This is a genomic window from Pseudomonas sp. Leaf48, assembly GCF_001421885.1.
Lineage (GTDB): Bacteria > Pseudomonadota > Gammaproteobacteria > Pseudomonadales > Pseudomonadaceae > Aquipseudomonas.
The window spans coordinates 92,289-114,572 of record NZ_LMLH01000006.1 but is presented as its reverse complement, the minus strand read 5'-3'; the positions used below and the strand labels follow the sequence as shown (position 1 = coordinate 114,572).

16 protein-coding genes and 2 riboswitches are annotated in these 22,284 nt (G+C 60.0%); of the genes, 5 read left to right on the top strand and 11 right to left on the bottom strand.

The features are described 5' to 3' along the window. Positions 1-33 precede the first annotated feature (33 nt). The 9 genes from ASE98_RS06830 to cobW form a co-directional block, all read right to left on the bottom strand. Entirely contained in the window at positions 34-1,251 is a 1,218-nt protein-coding gene (locus tag ASE98_RS06830; protein WP_060540625.1) for an amino acid deaminase, read from the bottom strand. A 39-nt stretch (positions 1,252-1,290) separates the two neighbouring features. After that, positions 1,291-2,055 carry an IclR family transcriptional regulator gene (locus ASE98_RS06825; RefSeq protein ID WP_060540624.1) on the bottom strand — a complete coding sequence of 255 codons (765 nt, stop codon included), beginning with the start codon at positions 2,053-2,055 and terminating at the stop codon, positions 1,291-1,293. A gap of 89 nt (positions 2,056-2,144) precedes the next feature. Next, positions 2,145-2,534 (bottom strand): RidA family protein, encoded by a 390-nt coding sequence (locus tag ASE98_RS06820; protein WP_060540623.1) that lies wholly within the window; start codon positions 2,532-2,534, stop codon positions 2,145-2,147. 412 nt (positions 2,535-2,946) lie between these two features. Continuing rightward, entirely contained in the window at positions 2,947-3,378 is a 432-nt protein-coding gene (locus tag ASE98_RS06815) for a hypothetical protein (protein WP_060540622.1), read from the bottom strand. 108 nt (positions 3,379-3,486) lie between these two features. Continuing rightward, positions 3,487-4,281 (bottom strand): hypothetical protein, encoded by a 795-nt coding sequence (locus ASE98_RS06810; RefSeq protein ID WP_060540621.1) that lies wholly within the window; start codon positions 4,279-4,281, stop codon positions 3,487-3,489. A gap of 318 nt (positions 4,282-4,599) precedes the next feature. Next, entirely contained in the window at positions 4,600-5,145 is a 546-nt protein-coding gene (locus ASE98_RS06805) for a vWA domain-containing protein (protein ID WP_060540672.1), read from the bottom strand. A 119-nt stretch (positions 5,146-5,264) separates the two neighbouring features. Then, positions 5,265-6,272, bottom strand: coding sequence for an ATP-binding protein (locus ASE98_RS06800; protein WP_060540620.1), 1,008 nt, complete (start codon positions 6,270-6,272; stop codon positions 5,265-5,267). Between the two features lie 475 nt (positions 6,273-6,747). Then, on the bottom strand, positions 6,748-10,614 hold the full coding sequence (gene cobN, locus ASE98_RS06795) for a cobaltochelatase subunit CobN (RefSeq protein ID WP_060540619.1): 3,867 nt from the start codon (positions 10,612-10,614) through the stop codon (positions 6,748-6,750). A gap of 3 nt (positions 10,615-10,617) precedes the next feature. Then, positions 10,618-11,685 carry a cobalamin biosynthesis protein CobW gene (gene cobW, locus ASE98_RS06790; RefSeq protein ID WP_060540618.1) on the bottom strand — a complete coding sequence of 356 codons (1,068 nt, stop codon included), beginning with the start codon at positions 11,683-11,685 and terminating at the stop codon, positions 10,618-10,620. A 103-nt stretch (positions 11,686-11,788) separates the two neighbouring features. Next, positions 11,789-12,001, bottom strand: a riboswitch (cobalamin riboswitch). A 192-nt stretch (positions 12,002-12,193) separates the two neighbouring features. Beyond that, positions 12,194-12,418: riboswitch (cobalamin riboswitch) on the top strand. Positions 12,419-12,536: 118 nt separating this feature from the next. On the opposite strand from cobW, the gene ASE98_RS06785 reads away from it, so the two are divergent. The 4 genes from ASE98_RS06785 (at position 12,537) to cobM (ending at position 14,687) form a co-directional block, all read left to right on the top strand. Then, complete coding sequence (locus ASE98_RS06785; RefSeq protein ID WP_060540617.1) at positions 12,537-12,728, top strand: CbtB domain-containing protein; 192 nt, start codon at positions 12,537-12,539, stop codon at positions 12,726-12,728. An 11-nt stretch (positions 12,729-12,739) separates the two neighbouring features. After that, positions 12,740-13,447: a CbtA family protein gene (locus tag ASE98_RS06780; protein ID WP_060540616.1), complete on the top strand. Its 708-nt coding sequence runs from the start codon at positions 12,740-12,742 to the stop codon at positions 13,445-13,447. Then, positions 13,444-13,857 (top strand): cobalamin biosynthesis protein, encoded by a 414-nt coding sequence (locus ASE98_RS06775; protein ID WP_060540615.1) that lies wholly within the window; start codon positions 13,444-13,446, stop codon positions 13,855-13,857. The genes ASE98_RS06780 and ASE98_RS06775 overlap by 4 nt, the downstream gene beginning before the upstream one ends. Positions 13,858-13,940: 83 nt before the next feature. Further along, the gene (cobM, locus tag ASE98_RS06770; RefSeq protein WP_060540614.1) at positions 13,941-14,687 is read left to right on the top strand and encodes a precorrin-4 C(11)-methyltransferase; all 747 of its coding nucleotides are present in this window, start codon (positions 13,941-13,943) and stop codon (positions 14,685-14,687) included. Between the two features lie 281 nt (positions 14,688-14,968). Here the strand turns inward: cobM and nfuA are convergent, their stop codons facing one another. After that, entirely contained in the window at positions 14,969-15,553 is a 585-nt protein-coding gene (nfuA, locus tag ASE98_RS06765) for a Fe-S biogenesis protein NfuA (protein ID WP_060540613.1), read from the bottom strand. Positions 15,554-15,761: 208 nt separating this feature from the next. Between nfuA and ASE98_RS06760 the strand changes: the two genes are divergently transcribed. Further along, positions 15,762-19,847 carry a membrane-targeted effector domain-containing toxin gene (locus tag ASE98_RS06760; RefSeq protein WP_060540612.1) on the top strand — a complete coding sequence of 1,362 codons (4,086 nt, stop codon included), beginning with the start codon at positions 15,762-15,764 and terminating at the stop codon, positions 19,845-19,847. 57 nt (positions 19,848-19,904) lie between these two features. On the opposite strand, the gene ASE98_RS06755 is transcribed toward ASE98_RS06760, so the two are convergent. Beyond that, the gene (locus ASE98_RS06755) at positions 19,905-22,202 is read right to left on the bottom strand and encodes a fatty acid cis/trans isomerase (protein WP_060540611.1); all 2,298 of its coding nucleotides are present in this window, start codon (positions 22,200-22,202) and stop codon (positions 19,905-19,907) included. Positions 22,203-22,284: the final 82 nt, after the last annotated feature.

The window sequence follows — 22,284 nt, the reverse complement described above, 5'->3', positions numbered from 1 at the left end:
TTGCCGGCGATAGCAGCGCCGCGGTCTCAACCCTTAGAAACAGGTTTCCATGGTTTCGATGACGTTCAACTGCTCATCCACCAGGCAGCCAACACGCCACTTGTCAAACGTCAGGCACGGATGGGAAGTGCCGAACGAAATGATATCGCCCACTCGCAAATCCACTCCCGGTGCCACGGTCATGAACGCATGCTGATCCATGACCGCAGTCACCTTGCATGCGCTCACATCGTCCCCGCTGGCCGGCACCACGCCCGCCTTGTAACGCAGCAGCGGCACCGGCAAACCGGCGTCATAGGCCACGTCGCGTTTGCCCAGGGCAATCACCGCGAACCCCGGTTCCGGCAGCGACTGCACATGCGCCCAGACTTCCAGCGCCGGTCGCAGGCCTTCGTGCAGGTCGCTGCGACGGTCGAGCACGCAGCACTGTGCTTCCTTGTAGATGCCATGGTCGTGGGCCACATAACTGCCAGGGCGCAGCACACTAAGGAAACGCCCAGCGACGTTCTGCGCTTCGAACTCTTCGGCAATCAGGTCATACCAGGCAGAACCTGAGGCCGTGATAATCGGCTTGGCGATTGCGAATGCGCCGCTGTCCTGCAACTGCACCGCCAGGCGCACCAGCGAGCCGGCGAAATCGCGGATACCGCTCACCGCGTGGTCACCGTGAATCACCCCTTCGTAACCCTCGATGCCAGTCAAAGCCAGCGCCGGTTGCGCGGCAATGGCCTGGGCCAGGTCGAGCACTTCCTGTTCGCTACGGCAACCGCACCGCCCACCGACCACGCCGTATTCGATCATCACGTTCAGGCGCACACCGCGCGAAGCGAAATACGCCCCAAGGTCGGCGACATTGTCCGGGTGATCGACCATGCAATAGAAGTCGAAGGCCGGGTCGGCCAGCAGGTCGGCGATCAGTGCCATGTTCGGCGTACCAACCAGTTGGTTGGCCATCAATACCCGGCGCACGCCATGGGCGTAGGCCGCGCGAGTTTGCGTGGCGCTGGCCAGGGTGATACCCCAGGCACCAGCGTCCAGTTGTCGACGGAACAATGCCGGAGTCATGCTGGTTTTGCCGTGGGGCGCCAGCTGCGCGCCGCTGTTGCTGACGAAGTCCTGCATCCAGCGAATGTTGTGCTCCAGTGCCTGGCGATGCAGCACCAGCGCTGGCAGGCTCACATCACGGACCAGGCTGGCGCCGTGGCTGGCCGCACCTTTTTCCACATTGGCAGTGTTTGGGGCAGAAGACATGTTTGAACTCCTCATCCACGCGGCTGCCGGCAGCCGCTGTTAATCGTTGATGCGCCGGGCCAGGCTGTTGGCGCTGTCGATCAGCACCCGGCGGTAGTCGGCGTAATTTTTCCTGGCGTCGGCCCTTGGCGCGACGATGCACAGGGTGGCGATGGCCACGCCGCCGGGGTCTTTGACCGGTGCGGCGAAGCAATGGGTAAAGGTGTCCGCGACGCTGTCGAAGGAGAAGAAGCCATCGCTGCCGGCCTGACGGATTTCCTCGAGGAACTGCTCGACCGGCAAGCGTTCGCCGCCGGGCAGAATGAAGTCGTCAGGGTCGATCAGGTCGATGATTGCCTGGTCGCTCAGATGCGCCAGCAACAGCCGGCCGGACGCGGTCCAGGGGATGGGCGCGTTTTCACCGATGTCCGACGAGATGCGGAAATGCCGCTCGCCCTCTTTCATCAACGCCACGGTGTATTTTCTTCCGTTGAGCAGGCACATCTGCGCGGTTTCGCGGGTCTGGCTGACGATCTCCTGCAAGGCGTGATCGGCCTCGCGGGTCAGGTCGAAATGACGCAAATGCGCCTGGCCGAGAAAGTACAGTTGACGCCCCAGGTAGACGTGACCGTCTTTGCCGACAGGCTCCAGGATCCGGCGTTCGAGCAACGAGGCAACCAGCTCGTAGACGGTGGATTTGGGGCTGCCGATGCCGCTGGCGATTTCGTTCGGGCGCAGGGGCTGGCCGACTTCCTTGAGGAAATCGAGGATATCGAACGCCCGATCCAGACCGCGAGCCCGGCGCTTGATGGTGTCTTCGGTCATTTCAGTGGGTTCCCATTCAACGTCGCCGGGATGGTAGTGGCTGTTGTGGTTGTGTCAGTCAGAGCCAGCCCTTAAGACCACCACAACTCTCAAGCCTTTTTCTTGTACGCAATACAGTCGATCTCAACCTTGCAGTCGACCATCATGTTCGCCTGCACGCAGGCCCGAGCCGGGGCGTGTTCGGGTTTGAAGTATTGGGCGAAGACCTTGTTGAAACTGGTGAAATCCCGCGGATCCTCTAGCCACACACCAGCACGTACCACATCTTCCAGGCCATAACCGGCTTCTTGCAGAATCGCGATCAGATTCTTCATGGTCTGGTGGGTCTGCTCGACAATGCCGCCGGTAATGATCTCGCCATCCACCGCCGGCACCTGCCCGGAAACGTGCAGCCAGCCATCGGCTTCTACGGCGCGCGCGAAAGGGCGAGGCTGACCGCCAGCGGCGGTACTGCCGGTGCCGTAACGAGTAATGCTCATGCGGGACGCTCCTGATTGAATAGTGAACGATTAAAATCCTGTGCTTTTAAGAAATGGCGCCAGTCGTGACGATTGCGGGCACTCGGCGATGCATATCAAGCGTTCCAAGGGCGCGCCGACTCCGCTATAACGGAACAGGGTATGCAACAACGGACCAAACAGCAGAAAGTGTGCCACAGGTGGTCAGTCATCTGCGTGGATTTTGAAGTATGTTTCTGAAACAGAAGGATGCAGAAAGCGAGGAAATGGAACTGCCCAACGCACAGACCGCGAGTACTGACGTTGGCGATGGAGGGCGGGTATCCCAGTGCACAATAGGTGCAACGGCCTATCGCCTCCGAGTCTTGCGGATGCATAACAACCACCGAAACGCAGCCACCTGTGCGGGTAACTGCGTTCCGGATTTCAGGCGCTACGCCTTACTGATGGGCCTTAGTGAAACATCGTCGTACTTCGAGTGAGCGCCAGACAGAACGACCCTCCCACTCGTGGTGCCAACCGGTGAAACAGTTTCTTTTTCATACCGCGTCCAAATATCAGAAGGCGGGATTGCAATCGTCTCTATTTTTCCACTTGGCTGCCATACCACCGTTAATGCACCGGCGACGTTACCGGGCATTTGCGCCAAAAGGGAGAGCCTGTAACGGGTATCTTGCGCGACTGGGAACTCCTGCTCGATTCGCCCTTCACCCGCAATAAAGCAATGGCCGCGGACAAAGTAAACCGTACCATTCAACGGTGTGTAGACTTCCCAGTGCCTACCGAAATCGCTGTCCTTGATCAACTCTTCCCTTGGTTCAACTTGGTGGCTTGTCTGTTCTGAAAACAATTCTTTTATAGTCACGGTGTAACTCCTTGAGTGAACAGTTAAACGTTTGCATGGCTGCGCATGTACAACGCCCAAGTATGCGAATCCATTCTTGTCCGGCGATGGCGCTTCAAACTGAAGGGATTATGTTTTACTGGGGGTTGTGATTGAAACGTCATCGGTTCTAATGCCGACGCCTGTTACGATCAACTTCCCGGTCGTGGTGCCGGCCGGAGTAACGAAGTTTTTTGTATGTGTCGTCCACTCAGGGTTGCCTGGAATTGAAAGGATCTCCACTTCACAACCTGGCTCCAATACGAGTACTGCTGTACCTGCGCCCCCCTTGGGAAACTGTGCCAGGCAGGAGAGGAGATAGTCGGTTTCTGGCTTGAGCGCAAACTCCTGGTCGATCCGTGCGTTACCCGTAATATTGCAATGCCCGTTCCAAAAGTTGACGAGGTCGGGCGATTGCGCTTTGACTTGCCAGCTCCCGGTAAAATCTCCGCCCCGGATCAGTTCCTCAACGGGTTCAACCTCCCCTTCCTGGACCATGCGAATATTACGGATATAACCGCCGGGTGAATTCATGTCCTCAAAGGTCACTTGAAGCCGACCTCCAGCCTTTGCGACAAATCGAACCTGTTGGGTTACCCAGCCTTCCCCGGATTGAAATGGGTAGGGTTCCATATTGAAGTCTGGAGCAAAACCAAGAAGCAATCGCCCGTTACCGTTCCCACTGAAGTGGGTTTCGAACGAAATCACGTAGGTTTTCTCGACAACAAAATCCCAGACAAACTGGTTGCACGTTGCCCCATCAACAAGATGGCAGGAACCATTGGTTACCGAAGCTTTATTGAGATACCAGTATTCTGCACCAAACAAAAAATCGCCATTTTTCACCAGGTTATTTTTACTTGAAACTTCTTCCATCTGCGTCATGGGACAGTCCTTTTCTAATAAATAAGCGCTTCCATGTACCGTAATGCGCACGGCGCATGGGAAGCGACCTGTTTATTTAGCGTGAAAAAAACAATAAACGCAGCTAGCACATATGACAGGTTTAATTTTTATTCGATTAGCGATGCCCCGTTAGTTACTGCAAATCAATCTGCGACTGGTGTTATAAAACCCGGTCACCCGCGTTCCTCAACCGCTACCATCCGCCAGTATCGGCAGGCGATGGGCAAGTAAACGGTTGGTGTACGACTTTTTGCGATCACCATACAAGGAGCTGCGGTTAACGCAGCAATTGTGGAGTCACCCAGGAAGCAGTTCGTCGATATGCCGGTATTCGGACTGCAACTGCGCTGCCAGCACCTTGCTGCGCCCCAGCCGAATCGGGCCACGCTCAATGTCGATCAGCAACCCCGGGCATGTCAGTGGCTCGAGTATCGGCAGATTTTTCAATCGGCCATCGGTGACCAGCAACAACCGCTGCTGCTCCGCTGGAAAGCGTTTCTGTCGTATCGCCAGCCACCGCCCTGCCTCTGCCAACGCCGCCAGCAACGGCGTGCCACCGCCCGCACCAAGACCATCGAGCCAATGGCGCAATCCCGTAGACGCTTTCAACCCTTGCACCTGCCATTTCGGCTCGGCACCACTGGCCGTCAGCAACGCCAGGCGCGCACGCTGGCGATACGCGTCGTCGAAAATCTGCGCGAGCAAGCCCTTGGCATCACTTAGCGCCTGATGGCGGCGGGTCGAAGCCGAGGCATCAACGATCACCAGCCACAGTTCATGGGGCGAACGGGTGCGCAGTTGAAACAACAGGTCGTCACGCTGTTGCGGCCGGCCATTGAGCAAGGTGCCCAGCCAATTGACCATGCCATTGTGTGTGGCGTGACGCTTGCCCTGTCTGCCGTGATCGAGCTCCCCGGCGCGGGGTCTGGCATTCGCCCCCGCGTCAGCACGGGGGCGAATGCCTAAGGCTTTTTTGGCCAGCTCGGTATTTCACGTCTGGCGCCGACCGGCAGCGCCTTGGCGGGCATTTCGCCCCACTGGCCCTGCCCTTCACCTGGATTGGGCTGCTGCGGTGCTGATGGCTGCGGGGCCTGGGCGTGTTGCGGCGCTGGTGCTGGATGTTCGCGACGCCTATGGCGCAGGGCAAACTCGGCGACTGCATCGATATCTTCCTCGGCGATAGCGTTCGCCCCGCGCCACGCCGCGTGGGCCCGGGCGGCGCGCAGCCAGACCAGATCAGCGCGCAGGCCATCGACGCCGGCCGCAAAGCAGCGCTCGGTGATCCGCGCCAGTGTTTCGTCGTCCAGGGGAATGCTGGTCAGCGCACTGCGCGCCTTCTGGCAACGCTCGCGCAGGGCTTGCTGAGGGCTTTCCCATTCGGCGCAAAAGCCTTGTGGATCGCTGTCGAAATCCAGCCGTCGACGGATGATCTGGCCGCGTTCGACCGGTGCGGTGTGTCCGCCGAGGGCGACGTTCAGGCCAAAACGGTCGAGCAGTTGCGGACGCAGCTCACCCTCCTCCGGGTTCATGGTGCCGATCAGCACGAATTTCGCTGAATGCCGATGGGAAATACCGTCGCGCTCAACCAGGTTGGTGCCACTGGCTGCCACGTCGAGCAACAGGTCGACGAGGTGATCGGGCAACAGGTTGACTTCGTCGACGTAGAGCACGCCACCGTCAGCCTTGGCCAGTACGCCGGGGGAGAATTGTGCGCGCCCCTCGCTCAGGGCGGCATCCAGATCCAGGGTGCCAACCAGACGTTCTTCGGTGGCGCCCAGGGGCAAGGTGACGAACTGACCGCTGGCCAGCAGGTCCGCGAGGCCCCGGGCCAGGGTTGATTTGGCCATGCCGCGAGGGCCTTCGATGAGCACGCCGCCGATTTTCGGGTCGATGGCGGTGAGGTACAGGGCGAGTTTCAGATCGTCGGCGCCGACCACGGCGGAGAGGGGGAAATGGGGGGTGTCGGTCATTTTGGGGGTCTCGGTCGTGGTCTTTGGGGTTCGGTGGTAGTGATGATTGTGGTGTGCCAGTTAGATTGCTGCCCTCACCCTAGCCCTCTCCCGGAGGGAGAGGGAACTGACCGAGGTGTTTAGTCGAATTACATCGACCTGGGAGATCGAGTTGAACTCGGTATCTGAAAACACTGGCGATTGCTCCCTTTTCCCCCTCTCCCATGGATGGAGGGGACTTAACGAGGTGTTTAGTCGAGTTACATCGACCTGGGAGATCGAGTTGATCTCGGTATCTGAAAACACTGGAGATCGGCTCCCTTTCCCCCTCTCCCATGGATGGAGGGGACTTAACGAGGTGTTTAGTCGAATTACATCGACCTGGGAAATCGAGTTGATCTCGGTATCTGAAAGCACTGGAGATCGGCTCCCTTTCCCCCTTTCCCCCTCTCCCCCTTGGGGAGAGGGCTGGGGTGAGGGGTGGCTTTTGAATGCACTACCCCTCTTCCTCTATATCCAGCAACAAATTCTCCAGCGCCTCCCGATAAGCCCCCGGCTCTTTCCACATCCCCCGCTGCTGCGCCTCCAGCATCCGCTCAGTCATATCACGCAATGCATGAGGATTGTGCTCACGGACAAACTCCCGGGTCGCCGGGTCCAGCAAATACGCGTCCGCCAACAACGCATACTGATGATCATCAATCAGCTGCGTGGTCGCATCGAACGCAAACAGATTGTCGACCGTTGCCGCCATTTCAAACGCACCTTTGTAGCCATGGCGCTTGACCCCGTCGAGCCACTTCGGATTGGCCGCCCGGGAACGAATCACCCGGTTGAGCTCTTCCTTCAAGGTGCGAATCTTCGGCAAGTCCGGCTGGCTGTGATCGCCATGATAGCTGGCAGCCGCTTCACCCCGCAGGCTTTCGACCGCCGCGAGCATGCCGCCCTGGAACTGGTAGTAGTCGTTGGAATCAAGCAAGTCGTGCTCGCGATTGTCCTGGTTTTGCAGCACCGCCTGCACCTGACTCAGCCGCTGGGCGAACTGATCGCGAGCGGCGGTGCCTTCGTCGGCGCCGCCATAAGCGTAGCCACCCCAGTTCAGGTAGACCTCGGCAAGGTCCTCGCGGCTCTGCCACAGGCGTCCGTCGATGGCGCCCTGCACACCCGCGCCATAGGCACCGGGCATTGCGCCGAAAATGCGCCAGCCGGCCTGGCGCCGTGCCGCATCCTGGTCCAGTCCTGTTTGCAGCAGTGCTTCACGTTCGCTGCGGACCTTGGCCGCCAGCGGGTTGAGGTCGTCCGGTTCATCGAGCTCGGCGACGGCTTGCACTGCCGCATCGAACAAGCGAATCAGATTGGCGAAGGCATCGCGAAAAAAACCCGAGACCCGCAAGGTCACATCCACCCGAGGGCGATCGAGCAGACTCAATGGCAGGATTTCAAAGTCATCGACCCGCTGGCTGCCGGTGGCCCACACCGGACGCACCCCCATCAGGGCCATGGCCTGGGCAATGTCGTCGCCGCCGGTGCGCATGGTCGCGGTGCCCCAGACCGACAGCCCGAGCTGACGCAGATGATCGCCGTGGTCTTGCAGGTGCCGTTCGAGAATCAGGTTGGCCGACTGGAACCCGATGCGCCACGCGGTGGTGGTCGGCAGGTTGCGCACGTCCACCGAGTAAAAGTTGCGTCCGGTGGGCAAGACGTCCAGACGACCACGACTCGGCGCACCGCTGGGGCCGGCCGGGACGAAGCGACCGCTCAAGGCGTCGAGCAGGCCGCACATTTCTGCCGGGCCGCAGGCGTCCAGGCGTGGCGCAACCACATCGCGCAGGTTGTCGAGGATGGCGGTGACTTCAGTCCACACGAAATCCTGTGGGAGCGGGCTTGCCCGCGAAAAAGGGGTGTCAGTCGACATTGATTTGCCGGATACACCGCCTTCGCGAGCAAGCCCGCTCCCACAGGGTACGGGTATACCTGCAGGGTGTTTCAATGTTTGGGAAATCAGCTGCGCGGCGAACAGTTCGAGGCGCTCGCGGGTGTCGCCGGTAATGCGCCAGGGTTCATCGCTAAGGGTTTGCAATTCGATTGGACGCGGCCCGTTCCACGGCTCGGCCAACGCACAATCGAGTGGATCGAAAGCCAATTCAAACGCCTTGGCCAACGCCCGCAGCAGACTCGACTGCGCACCGCGTCCATCGCCACGAGGAATGCGCAGCAGCGCAAGCAAGGTGTCGATTCGCAAACGGCCGGTGGGTGACTCGCCAAACACATGCAGACCGTCGCGAATCTGCGACTCTTTCAAGTCGCACAAATAGGTGTCCAGGCGCGGCAACCAGATCGCCGCATCGGCATCGCTGTCGAGTTCCTCGTCCAGTTGCAGTTCACGGTCTATATGGCTGTCACGTACCAGTTGCAGGATGTCGCGCTGCAACTCCCGGGCACGGCGCGGATCGAGCAATTGCGCTTCGTAATATTCGTCGGCCAACAGTTCCAGGTCGCGCAGAGGCCCGTAGGTTTCGGCGCGGGTCAGCGGCGGCATCAGGTGGTCGATGATCACCGCCTGGGTACGGCGCTTGGCCTGGGCGCCCTCGCCCGGGTCGTTGACGATGAACGGATAGATGTTCGGCAGCGGACCGAGCAACGCCTCAGGCCAGCAGTTTTCCGAGAGCCCCACGCCTTTGCCCGGCAGCCATTCGAGGTTGCCGTGCTTGCCAACGTGGATCACGGCATGGGCGCCGTAGGTGTTGCGCAGCCAGAAGTAGAACGCCAGGTAGCCATGGGGTGGTACCAGGTCCGGGTCGTGGTACACCGCACTCGGATCGACCTGATAGCCCCGTGCCGGCTGAATGCCGACGAAGGTCAGACCAAACCGCAGGCCGGCAATCATCATGCGCCCGTCGCGACACATCGGATCATTGTCCGGCGTGCCCCAACGTTGCAGTACCGCATCACGATTGGCCTCGGGCAGAGCGTTGAACATCCGCCAGTATTCGTCCATGGCCAGGCTCTGCTGACAGGGACGCTGGTCGAGGGTGTCGAGGTCATTGCTGACGCCGCCAAGCAACTGCTGGATCAATGCCGTGCCGCTGTCCGGCAGTTCGGCCGGCAGCGGATAACCTTCGGTGTGCAGCGCGCGCAAGATGTTCAGCGCCGCCGCCGGGGTGTCGAGACCGACGCCATTGCCGATGCGACCGTCGCGCGTGGGATAGTTGGCGAGGATCAAGGCGATGCGTTTTTGCCCGTTGGGCAGGCGCGCCAGATCTACCCAGCGCCGGGCCAGTTCTGCGACAAAATCCATGCGCTGCGGTTGTGGCCGGTAGCACACCACATCGCACTGACTGCGCTCGCTGCGCCACGCCAGGTCCTTGAAGCTGATCGGCCGACTGATGATGCGTCCGTCCAGTTCCGGCAAGGCGATGTGCATCGCCAGATCCCGGGGGCCAAGCCCCTGCTCGCTGGCGCGCCAGCCAGGTTCGTTGTCTTGGGCGCAGATGGCCTGGATCACCGGGATATTGCGGCGAAAAGGTCGCAGATGCGGCGCTTCGGGACTGGATTGGGCAAAACCCGTGGTATTGAGAATCACCCCTGCTTCAGCTTCATCCAACAAGTCCTCGACCACCGTCAGGCAGGCGGGCTCTTTCAGGCTGGCCAGTGCAATCGGCAACGGGTTCAACCCCGCTGCCCGCAAGCGCTCGCAGAACACGTCGATAAAAGCGGTGTTGGCCGCCTGCAAATGCGAACGGTAAAACAGCACCGCCGCCACTGGCTGGCCGGCGTGCCAATCGGCTTGCCAATCACTGAGTCGTGCGGGACTTGTATGCGGGTGGTAGATCGCCGTGCGCGGCAGTACCTGAGGCTGCGACCATGAATAATCACGCGCAAGCCATCGATTGGCCAGGCAGCGAAACAGGTCCAGCGCATTGGCCATGCCACCCTGGCGCAGGAAATGCCAGAGCCGCTCGCGATCTTCAGGAAGCACCGTGCTCAGGTCGCTCAGCTCCGGGTCCGGACGGTCATCGCCCGGCACCAGGATCAACTGCACGCCGCGCTGTGACAGTTCGACCAGACGCTCGACACCGTAGCGCCAATAGGCGATGCCGCCATGCAGTGAAATCAGAATCACCTTGGCGTGGCGCAGCACTTGGTCGACATACAAGTCGACCGAGGCATGGTTCTGTACCTGCATCGGATTGGCCAGGCGCACGCTCGGGTAGTCGTCGGGCAACTGCTGCGCCGCTTCGGCGAGCAATGCCAGGCTGGAGTCGCCGCTGCACAGGATCACCAGTTCGGCGGGGGTTTGTCCAAGGTCGGCAATGTTGTCCTCCGACACGAAACCGCCGGGCTGGGTCCTGAGCAGGTGCATGGCTTACACGCTGAGCGCGGCGCGCAGTTGCGCTTCGAGTTGAGCGGCGTCCAGTTCCTGGCCGATCAGCACCAGACGGGTGACCCGCGCTTCTTCGGCGCCCCATTGGCGGTCGAAGTGCTTGTCGAAGCGAGTGCCCACGCCCTGAATCAGCAGGCGCATCGGTTTGCTCGGGATCGCGGCGAAGCCCTTGACTCGCAGGATGCCGTGCTGGACCACCAGTTGGGTCAGCGCATCCAGCAACAGGCTTTCGTCGGCTTGCGGCAGTTCAATGGAAATGGAGTCGAAAGCGTCGTGATCGTGGTCATCATGATCATCGCCATCGTGATGATGGTCATGGTGACTGTGACGGCTGTCGATGTGCTCTTCGGAGCCGGCGCCAAGGCCGATCAGCACGTCCAGCGGCAGGCGACCGCTGCTGGCTTCAATGATTTTTACCGCTGGCGGCAGTTCTTCGGCGACTTCCAGGCGCACGCGGGCCAGATCTTCAGGGCGGATGAGATCGGCCTTGTTGAGGATCACCAGGTCGGCGCTGGCCAGTTGATCGGCAAATAGCTCGTGCAGCGGCGACTCATGGTCCAGGTTCGGATCGAGTTTTCGCTGGGCGTCGACCTGATCGGGGAATGCGGCGAAGGTGCCGGCGGCGACGGCCGGGCTGTCGACCACGGTGATGACCGCGTCTACCGTGCAGGCACTGCGAATTTCCGGCCACTGGAAGGCTTGCACCAGGGGTTTGGGCAAAGCCAGGCCCGAGGTCTCGATGAGGATATGGTCGAGGTCACCACGACGGGCGACCAGTTCACGCATCACCGGGAAGAATTCTTCCTGGACCGTGCAGCACAGGCAGCCGTTGGCCAGCTCATAGACACGGCCGTTGGCTTCTTCTTCGGTGCAACCGATTGAGCACTGCTTGAGGATTTCACCATCGATACCCAGTTCGCCGAACTCGTTGACGATCACCGCGATACGGCGGCCCTGGGCATTGTCGAGCATGTGCCGCAGCAGTGTGGTTTTACCCGAGCCGAGGAAGCCGGTGACGATGGTGACGGGGAGTTTGGCCAGTGTTTTCATCGGATGCCCTTTGGCAAGGTGGCGGGCATACGGGACGACGACCGGCAACGCGCACGCGCGTGCCTGGAAGAATTCGCCACCGGATCACCCCGCCCGGTTGAAAGTCAGAATCTGTATCGAGGCAGGTCTCCTGGCTGACGGTGTGCCGGTCTTGGCGACCTGGCATTCGCTGCGCCTTCCCGCCGGCCTCATGGAGAGCCTGCAGTGGCGTGGCAACGAACATCACCGTTCACAGTTGCGGGGGCAGCCGCGGCATTGACCGCGTTCCCTTCTTAGCTTCGGCAAACGCCGAAGAACCTCGAAAGCGCAAGGCTACGCATCGTGCGGGGGCGGGTCAATGTTCACATTGGTTTTGCGGCGTCGCCTTCGCGAGCAAGCCCGCTCCACATTTGACGGTATTGCACTGACAGAACTGGGCCGGAGGTGGGAGCGGGCTTGCTCGCGAAGGGAGCGACACGGTTTGCGATGAGAACGTTTGCCAATTGACGCCCAACCCCCGCCCATGCTCTCCTAGACGCTTGTTACGGGTGCCCTTCACAGGGTGAAACGGGAAACCGGTGAATCATGTGCTTTACTCCAAAGCCATGTCAGTCCGGTGCTGCCCCCGCAACGGTAAGCGAGTGAAGCGTCAGATCCACTGTGCCGATATGGCGTGGGAAGGTGATGCTTGCAGGTTCAGGCGATGCCTGCGCCCCTCGTGAGCCCGGAGACCGGCCCGCAACACAAAGTGACCAGTACGGTCTCTGAACAACAACCCGCGGTGGGCGGGCGCTGTTTGAACTTCTGCGCGCTCGCTCGTGCAGGGCTCTGCATGCGTTCTTGTTCCCGCTGACAGAACAAAGGGAAACGCCATGTCGATCATCAGCAGCACCGGCCACAGCACCGCCAGCACCACCACGACCCTGACCCAGCGTCTGACCGCCGCCGTCTGCGCGTCGATCCTGGGTGCGTCCCTTGTTTACTTCGCCGGCTTCTCGCACATCGAAGCGGTGCACAACGCCGCTCACGATACCCGCCACAGCTCTGCCTTTCCGTGCCATTGAGAGCTGCCGACATGATCAAGCGTATCGCGCAAACCGCAGGTTTCACCGGGCTTCTGGCCGCCCTGCTGCTGACCCTCTTGCAAAGCTTCTGGGTGTCCCCGTTGATATTGCAGGCCGAGACCTACGAAATAACCGAGCCGGCCGCCGTTGAAGTCCATGAACACGCAGGGGGCGCCAACGCCGCCCACACCCACGACGCCGAAGCCTGGGAGCCGCAAGACGGCTGGCAGCGCGTGCTGTCGACCACTGGGGGAAATTTGGTGGTGGCCGTCGGCTTCGCCCTGATGCTGGCCGGCCTGTATACCTTGCGCGCTCCGACCAGGACTTCGCAGGGTCTGCTCTGGGGCCTGGCCGGCTATGCGACTTTCGTGCTCGCGCCAACCCTCGGCCTGCCACCGGAACTGCCGGGCACCGCGGCGGCCGACCTGGCGCAACGTCAGCTCTGGTGGATCGGCACCGCGGCTTGCACGGCTGTCGGTATCGCCCTGATCGTTTTCGGCCGTCACTGGCTGATGAAAGCCCTGGGTGTCGCCACTCTCGCCGTTCCCCATTTGATTGGTGCGCCGCAACCTGAAGTGCATTCGATGCTCGCTCCAGAGGCGCTGGAGACACAATTCAAAATCGCTTCGCAGTTGACCAACGTGGCGTTCTGGCTGGCCCTGGGCCTGATCAGCGCCTGGTTGTTCCGCCGCAAAAGCGATGGCCAATACCACGCATGAGTGACATCAGCGCAGCGCCGACCCTCGTGGTCGGCCTGGGCTGCCAGCGCGGCTGCCCGGTCAGTACGCTGCTGGCGCTACTGGAGCAGGCGCTGCAAGCACACCAGATCCAATTGCATGAAATAAAGGCCCTGGCCAGTATCGATCTCAAGCGCGAAGAGCCGGCCCTGAACGAGTTGGCCGCGCAGCTTGGGCTACCGGTGACCTACTTCAGCAGCGAACAACTTGCCGCCTATGAGCAACATCTCACTCATCAATCGCAAATCGCCTTCGAACGCACCGGCTGCTACGGCGTAGCGGAAAGCGCCGCCCTGGCATTGGCCGAACAACTGGCCCAGGCGCCGGCAAAGCTGCTGATTGCGCGACAAAAATATGCCCAGGCAACCCTGGCATTGGCTGGCGCGGCATAAAATCCCCGATAATCCCCACCTTCGATCATGAGCATTCTTCATCTGAAGCCTTGCCCAGCCGTTTTTTGCCACAGGAACCGAGCATGACCGTCTACTTCATTGGCGCAGGCCCCGGCGACCCCGAACTGATTACGGTCAAGGGCCAACGGCTGATTCGCAGCTGCCCGGTGATCATCTATGCCGGCTCGCTGGTGCCTGCTGCGGTATTGGAAGGTCATAGTGCCGAGCAGGTGGTCAACAGCGCTGAACTGCACCTGGAACAGATCATCGAGCTGATCAGGACCGCCCATGCCAATGGCCAGGACGTCGCGCGGGTGCATTCCGGCGACCCGAGCCTGTATGGCGCGATCGGCGAGCAGATCCGCTACCTGCGCGAACTGCATATTCCCTTCGAAATTGTCCCCGGCGTCACCGCCACGGCGGCCTGCGCGGCGCTGTTGGGTGCAGAGCTGACGCTGCCGGACGTATCCCAGAGCGTGATTCTTACCCGCTTCGCCGACAAAACAGCGATGCCTGCCGGCGAGGAACTGGGTAGCCTGGCGCAGCACGGCGCGACCATGGCGATTCACCTGGGGGTCAATCACCTGGAGAAAATACTGGTCCAATTGCTGCCGCATTACGGTGCCGATTGCCCGATTGCGGTGATTCACCGGGCGACCTGGCCGGATCAGGATTGGGTGGTGGGGACGCTGGCGGACATTGCCGCAAAGGTTGAGGCCAAGGGGTTTCGGCGCACCGCGTTGATCCTGGTGGGTCGGGTGCTGGGCAGTGATCATTTCAGCGAGTCGTCGCTGTATCGCGCCGGGCATGCGCATCTTTACAGACCTTGAGCACGCCTGCCCCTGTGGTGAGGGGGTTTGCCTGTAGTAAGGAGGCTTGGGGGGCTTACCTGTGGCGAGGGGGCTTGCCCCCGCTGGGGCGCGAAGCGGCCCCCGGCATTCATCCAGATAAACCTTGCATTCAGGTATTGCAACGGCTTCGCCGCCGAGCGGGGCGGTGCGGCGGTCCGACAAGCCCCCTCGCCACAGGCAAGCCCCTCAGCACAGATTATCCATCACCCATAAAAAAACGGCGCTCACGGGGCGCCGTTTTTCATGCCGCAGCGAACACCTTAGTAGTAGGCGTTTTCTTTCTGCGTGTGGTCGGTCACGTCACGTACACCCTTCAACTCAGGAATACGTTCGAGCAAAGTACGCTCGATGCCTTCCTTGAGGGTCACGTCAGCCTGGCCGCAGCCCTGGCAACCGCCGCCGAACTGCAGGACGGCAATGCCGTCTTCAACCACATCGATCAGGCTGACCTGGCCGCCGTGGCTGGCCAGCCCCGGGTTGATCTCGGTCTGCAGGTAATAGTTGATCCGCTCGTTGACAGGGCTGTCGGCAGTGACCGTCGGCACCTTGGCGTTTGGCGCCTTGATGGTCAACTGGCCGCCCATGCGGTCGGTGGCGTAGTCGACTACCGCGTCGTCCAGGAAGGCTTCGCTGAACGAATCGATGTAGGCGGTGAAGCTTTTCAGCCCAAGCGCCGTGTCTTCCGGCTTCTCTTCCCCCGGCTTGCAGTAGGCAATACAGGTTTCGGCGTACTGGGTGCCGGGCTGAGTGATAAAGACGCGGATGCCGATACCCGGGGTGTTCTGCTTGGAGAGCAGATCAGCCAGATAATCGTGGGCGGCGTCGGTAATGGTAATAGCGGTCATGGAAACTCCTCGCAGGCTTGGGCGCAGTTTACGCCAATCAGCGCGCCGGACAAAGTCCCAGTATTTTTGTCAGGAAAGTGCCAGCGATGGCGCCCGACTCCCGCGCGCCCTCGTACTGCGGTTTTTTGGCGGTACATATATACCGCAGTCACCACCTTCGGCTTCGATAACGTCCTCGCTTGAGAATTCTTTATCAGGCGCCTCCCCTATGACCGCTTCCGCTGCCTTGATCGAAGCCCGACAGCAAACCTACCTGAAACAACTGCTTGAGCATCAACTCGCGCTAAAGCATCTGCTCGACCAACAGCCCGAAGCCGCCGGGGTGCTGGCAGACCTGCTCGATGCAAAAATCCAGCGTTCGTTCCTCGATCATCCCCCGCCCGTTACCCTGGAAGCAGTGAGCTACGAAGAACACATCAAGCTCACCCTCCAATCAGGCTCGGAAACGGTTGTGCACTCAGGCACAGCGCAACGCCCGTTGTCCGCGCTGTTCAACGACAAGCCCTGGGGAGGAGAGAATTTTGACGCCCCAAACCGGTTTTACCGCTACTACGCCAAAGCCACTTACCAGGTGAATGATCCGTCTGCCCCGCACAAGTTACGCACCATCAACAGCACCATCGGCAGCACGCCAGCATTCGAAACCTTTATTGAAGAGCTGATCCGCAGGCCGGATCGCCACTATCAGCAGCAACTGGACCGTTTCTGGCGCGGGGCATACACGCCGGGCAACCCGATGACCCGTCGCCAATGGCTGGCCGATCAATTGGCCAAGGCCTTGCTGGCCGAAGCGGCATTGCGTGTGGAAGACGGCACACTCGACGAGTCATGCAAGACCCTGGTCGGGCAAATCGTCAGCCATCCATCCAGTCAATCACGCGCACATCTGCCGCAAACGCATAGGCCAGCCGCCTTCTCGCTGAGCCTTAAAGGCCGGAACGACGAGCCTGACATCCCTTTGGCCGGGGTATTCGTGCTCTCAAGCAAAACCCCTGTTGCCGATATCGGTGCAGTCGCGCTTTTCACCCAGGGTGTGGGTATTGATTCATTTGTCTCACTGCAGGCTCTTGATCAATATTTGCGTACCAGATTCACCAATGCGGGTACCGGCGACAGCCTGATGACTCATATCACCTGGCAAGACCAGGCACGCGCCAACGGATACCAGGCGTCACCGCTGTTCAGTTACATTCAAGTTCACGAGAACCTTTTCGAGAATCGAGTGCACGCGTTGCTGGCCTTGCAGAAACAGGACATCGAGTACGGCTGGCGTCAATTGCCCCGGCATGAGGTCAACGGTAAGCAGGTCCATGAACTGTTCAACCGTCTGGCCACTATCGGCTCATTCCTGGATACCCGGGATCTGCTGATCGAACGCAGCCGACGTTTCATCGAGGCAAGTTTGCCATCCTGGTACCGGGAGGCCGGTCCAGCGGACCAACAAGCACTCAAACGGCTGGCAGAGTCCGAGCTGGCAGCCAATAAAATCCTGGCCACAAAGATCCGGGAAGCGGCCATACCGCTCCTGCGAGAATTTTCCCACAAGGAACTGGTCCGGCAACTGGCAATCGATTACCCGGACAAGGAAATTGACCCGGATAAAGTACCCGTCTCCATGACCACCAGTATCAACCCCGCCAGCACGGGCGGCGGCGTCGGATCTGATCAAGTCCCCTACTCCAGTGACCCGACAATCCGGCCTGAGTACACGATCACCCTGTCATTGACCGAATTTGCACTGAAAAACAGTAATCCGTGGGACTTCAGCTTCTATAAGTTGTTTACCGGTGAAAAAACCTCGATGTCTGCGTCCGGCAAGACCACGTCCGGCGCACCCATCCAGTTCGATGCAAGCTATCTGACATCCCTCGTCCAGACGCTGGACGTGAGCAAAGGTTACGACCAGTTACTGCAAACACGCCTGATGGAGAAAGGTTCATCCCTGCGCAAAACCTGGATCGATGCTCACCGAGCCAGCCTGGCGACTCATGCGCTGGCGGCCAGGCTGGACCCGAACTGTTTTCTCGAGGACAGGGAAAACCGTGGCTACCAATGGGTCAAGGCACTCATCGATGGCGATACCCCGGCCAGCCGAAAAACCGTTGGCAAACACAGAATCGTGGCGAGCTCGCTTCTGATTGCCAATTCCCCGGATGCCCGCAACGGCTACAACCTCAATGATGTATTGATGATCAGCGTGGACAATCGCCGAGCGCTGCCCAACGTCATCCTTTACACCCCTTGGGCACCGACAGGACACGCCATCAAGGAGTTTGCCGATAGTGCGACGATGCAGCAGTTCCTCAAGGATCAGTGGAACACATCGCCCGAATGGCGCCACTACTTCATGCAACGCCTGTCAACGCCCGGGCAGGCGGCACTGACCGAAAGCAAGGTCGCTCGCACCCTCTTGTTGAGCGAGCTGGTGCTCAATGCCCGAAGCCGGATCGGCAACCCCTTTGACACCCTTCACACCTTTGCCATTAACACCTCCCTGCACGACGCCTTGTACGAGCAGCAGGTCGTCACGCTGCGGCGTAACGCCGATCATCAATCCACCAGCAACGCCGAAGTCGAACGACAATCGTTGTGGAACAAAATCAGCTTCGGGCTGGACCTGTCGCTGAACCTGATCAGCTTTCTGCCCATCACCAGCGCCTTCAAAGCCGTCCGCAGCGTTACTCGAACGTTCCTGCTGCTCAATCAGATGGGGGCGTCAAAATCTGCGGCCAGAGCCCTTTGGTCCATCACCGCAGCCAAGGGGCGCCCCTTGCGGCTACCGGCATTCGGCGCGGTACCGGCATTCAGACCGGCCCCTGATCTGTCCGGAATAGAGGTGGCGGTCAACCCGCTGGATCTGGACCTGATCAAAGGCAATCTTTTTCAGAGCAAGACTTCGCCCCAACAATACGTCTTGATCGCCGGCAAGCACTACCTGTGCGATATAGCTCAGGGGCAGCGTTTCCTTTACCCCCAGGGTACGGGTTACAAAACCCTGCGCTACCCGCTGGTTCTGGATGAAACACTGGAAAACTGGCAAGCCGAACCCATGCTGCGATTATCAGGAGGCATGGGCCCTATCGAAAAAGGTCCGCTGCAGACCACTTACCTGGATTATGAATTGCCCCCGGCAGACCTAGCGGCGCTGCCGGCGCTCAATCTCTCCCTCGCCGGTTCCATGAGTCTTGGCATGCTACATCCGACCTTTGCGATGAATGCCCAGACAGCAGGCGTGTTGCACATCTTTGCCATTCAATCGAGATTGCGCCGACATGCCAGAAGCTACTTTCGAACCTTCCAGGCCCCTGCCAGACAGTTGGTGCTACCGGGCCGGAATCTGTCGCCCGATCAACTGTTCCAATACCTGTTCGGCCAGCGCAATGGGCTGGTGTTCGGAGAAACGCATCACTATTCGCTGACACGTCAGTTTTTAATCAACAACATGGCGGAACTCAAGCGCCAGGGTGTCCGGGGGTTTTACCTGGAAGTACTGAACACTGACCTGCACCAGGCCCTTCTGGATCAGTTCAACGCATCACCAACAGCTCATTTGCCTCAGGTGCTGAGAGACAGGCTTCAACTGGTTGATGACCTGAGCACCGTCCCGGACGCCTACAGCTACACGCGTCTGGTAGAAGAAGCGCATGCTCAAGCAATCCCGGTCATGGCCCTGGATACCACCGCAAGCTCATTGATCACTGCGCAGACTCTCATACCCTCCCACATCCTGCCGACGCTATCGGATCAACTTGATCGGGTGACGATGTTCAACTTCTTTGCCTGGAAAAAAATTTCATTTGACCAGTTGGCCCACGGCCCGCATCGCTGGGTCGCACTTGTCGGGCAAGGACACAGCAATACACTGCAGAGCATTCCCGGGCTGGTCGAATTGACCAATGCCTCCAGCGTCCGGGTGGACAGTCGTATTGCCACGCAACCGAGCATGCGAGTCAAAAGTGATCCGGGCATCGTTATCCATTCCCCTTCCGGAACTCACCAGGTCACTCACGGATGCGACCTGCTCGCCTGCCTGCCGTGCCCGACAAATGAACACGAGATCGCCTTTCGTGTGCATAGCCCCAATCAGTTCACGACGACCAGAACGCCTTCCGACCAGATAGCCGTGCACTACGTGAACGCTCAAGGCGAGCGCATTGATGTACCGGTGTTCGCTGACGGCAGCCAGGCCTATGTCAACCACGCAGCATTCGGCGCGGTGAGCAACCGACGTTTCAGTGACCTTGATGCACTGACTGACGCGCTGATGGATGAATTGGCGATGATCGAGGTCTGAGCCCTGTACAGGCTCTGACCTCGCTTTTCTATCGCCGACCTCGCAGTCAACGACCCGCTAGAGATTCTCGTAGCGATTCATGTCCAGTACGCCCTCTTCCAGCGGCTCGGTCTCGTGAATGTAACGACTCAAGTCATGGAAGTACTGCCAGAACTGCGGATGACTGCGACGTATACCCCAGCGCTCGACGATTTTCTCGAAGTCACTCGCATCCCTGGCGCGCTCCATTGCATCCACGAACACGGGAATTTGCCTGGCCGAAATGTTGAACATGAAGTTGGGGTAGCTGCTGAGAACGCCCGGGAAAATCGTGACGGTGTCCAGCCCTGGCTGGTAGCGCAGCGACTCACCCAACAGAAACGCCACATTGCTGTGCGCACGGTTGCGCAAAAGGCTGTAGACCTCGCGTTTGCCGCTGCGAGTTTCGACGCGCAACATGGTCGCTTCCGGCAACAGGTCAATGACCTTCAGACCTGCCGCAGGGCGCGCGGTAAGGCGGCTCATTGCCTGCTCGGCAGCCTGCAACTCGGGATCAATGTTTGGGCGCGAGCAATAGGCACCCTCGCAGCGATTGATCGGGTCGGGCCGGGCATTGAGCTCGCCATAACGGGCCAGCAATTGCCGGGCAAAATCGCGCTTGGGATCTGCCGCGTCCAGTTTCAGCGCAGTTGGCGTGTCATCGTCAATAGCCTCGTAGTCCAGCCACATCTTGAATTTGCCACTGTTCTGATACCAGTCGTCGAGGTAGCCCTCGCGTGAATCGGCGGGCATCAAGCGCAGGAAGTTCTGTTCGGCCCCATTGCGGATCAGGTCGAAGTACAGGCGCGTCTGGGCCTGATGGGAGACGTTGCCGAACACGTCGTAGTTGACCGCCAACTGATAATAAGTGCGCTCCAGCAACGGGAAATCGAACAGCCACATCGTCTGCGGTACGTCGCCAATCAGGCCCTTGGTCACCGAGGCGCTGTCGAAATGGCGGAAAATGCTCAGCAGCGAGTTGTCGTTGCCGGCCCACAGGCTCGACCAGCTCGGTGCCGGCACCTCGGCGTAGCTGTCCCGGCGCAGCACTTCGTATTCGTTGCGTTTGTCGCGGTAGTCATGCCACAAGCTCAGGACACTGCCGACATCGTCGTTCTGTCCCGGCATCGCCAGCAAAGGCGTCGCCTGGCCACGATAGTTCGGATCGATAACGTATAGATCGTGCTCCGGCGCCTGGAACAGCGCCCAGAAGTTGTCGCGGATCACGTCCGTGGCAATCTGCCCACGACACACCGGACCACGGATAAAGGTGCGCACGAAGTACTCGGCGTTATCGAGCATGAACTGATAACGCGCCTGGGCCGGGATCGCTTCGAACGTCGCAAACGGGTTGGCCCGGCGCTCCGGTCCGTAACCCGGCAAGGCATCGACCTGCCAGTTGCCGCTGTAGAACAGGCTTTTCACCCGTGCCAGTTTCGCCGCGCTCAGCGGATAACTGATGTGGGTCTTGTGCACGATCACGCCTTGCACCGGCCACAAGCGGTAATAAAACACGGTGCCCGGATCATCGTTCGGGCGACGGGTATTGATCAGGTCGATCGGCTGGCCGGTCGGTGTGCGCGAGCGCACCCACTGGAAGAAGTGTCCAGGCTCACCGTCCTTGAAAAACACGTGCGCGAGGAACCAGTGCTCATACAGCCAGCGCCCCACCAGGCTTTCCCGGGCGCCGGGCGAGTTCAGCAGGCTTTCCCATTGCACCACCTGCAACGCCTCTTTTGCGTTGGGGACCAGGGCGTGTTCATCGATCGGCGCACCGGAGGCCAGCCAGCGCTGCAGCGTCTGGTATTGCTGATCGGTCAGGCCGGTCACCGCCAGCGGCATGCCCTCTTTGGGATGGGTGGCGGCATAGCCGTCAAACTCTGCGGGCGTGGCGCACATATTATTGCGGCTCAGGCCCAGGACGATGTCCGCCGGTAGTTTGGCATTGGGCTGCAATGGGGTCTTATGCCCCAACTCAAGCATCCGCGCCATCAACCCGGCCTGGGTGGCCTGGGCGTCGAGCACCGGATAAAACCCCTTCTGTTGCCAGGCCTGCTTGCCCCAGGCGTCATAAAACAGCCGGGTCGGTGCAACTGCCTGCCTGCGGTCACCATCGTACACCGGGACTTTCGTCGCCCCCCGTGCCGCGCCCTCACCGCTGCCCAGATTGAGTTGGCAGGCAGCGTCGTTGCAGGCATGGCAGGCCACGCATTTTTCCGTAAAGATCGGCTGAATGTCGCGACTGTAGGAAATGGCAGAGGAAATCGCCGGGCCCTGCGCCGTTGCGCCCCAGCTTAAAAACAACAGCACAGTGCTGATGACGAAACGATACGACATGTCCCTGGTCCTGATCCTTTTGAAAACGCCGCGATTCTACCGGCCTGACGATCGCGCGAACATGAGCGATATTCATGCAAAT

Excerpts from the sequence above, each read along its gene's own strand:
- ASE98_RS06830 (WP_060540625.1), bottom strand. The coding sequence starts at position 1,251 with ATGTCTTCTGCCCCAAACACTGCCAATGTGGAAAAAGGTGCGGCCAGC.
- ASE98_RS06825 (WP_060540624.1), bottom strand. The coding sequence starts at position 2,055 with ATGACCGAAGACACCATCAAGCGCCGGGCTCGCGGTCTGGATCGGGCG.
- ASE98_RS06820 (WP_060540623.1), bottom strand. The coding sequence starts at position 2,534 with ATGAGCATTACTCGTTACGGCACCGGCAGTACCGCCGCTGGCGGTCAG.
- ASE98_RS06810 (WP_060540621.1), bottom strand. The coding sequence starts at position 4,281 with ATGACGCAGATGGAAGAAGTTTCAAGTAAAAATAACCTGGTGAAAAAT.
- ASE98_RS06800 (WP_060540620.1), bottom strand. The coding sequence starts at position 6,272 with ATGACCGACACCCCCCATTTCCCCCTCTCCGCCGTGGTCGGCGCCGAC.
- cobN (WP_060540619.1), bottom strand. The coding sequence starts at position 10,614 with ATGCACCTGCTCAGGACCCAGCCCGGCGGTTTCGTGTCGGAGGACAAC.
- cobW (WP_060540618.1), bottom strand. The coding sequence starts at position 11,685 with ATGAAAACACTGGCCAAACTCCCCGTCACCATCGTCACCGGCTTCCTC.
- ASE98_RS06785 (WP_060540617.1), top strand. The coding sequence starts at position 12,537 with ATGTCGATCATCAGCAGCACCGGCCACAGCACCGCCAGCACCACCACG.
- ASE98_RS06780 (WP_060540616.1), top strand. The coding sequence starts at position 12,740 with ATGATCAAGCGTATCGCGCAAACCGCAGGTTTCACCGGGCTTCTGGCC.
- ASE98_RS06775 (WP_060540615.1), top strand. The coding sequence starts at position 13,444 with ATGAGTGACATCAGCGCAGCGCCGACCCTCGTGGTCGGCCTGGGCTGC.
- cobM (WP_060540614.1), top strand. The coding sequence starts at position 13,941 with ATGACCGTCTACTTCATTGGCGCAGGCCCCGGCGACCCCGAACTGATT.
- nfuA (WP_060540613.1), bottom strand. The coding sequence starts at position 15,553 with ATGACCGCTATTACCATTACCGACGCCGCCCACGATTATCTGGCTGAT.
- ASE98_RS06760 (WP_060540612.1), top strand. The coding sequence starts at position 15,762 with ATGACCGCTTCCGCTGCCTTGATCGAAGCCCGACAGCAAACCTACCTG.
- ASE98_RS06755 (WP_060540611.1), bottom strand. The coding sequence starts at position 22,202 with ATGTCGTATCGTTTCGTCATCAGCACTGTGCTGTTGTTTTTAAGCTGG.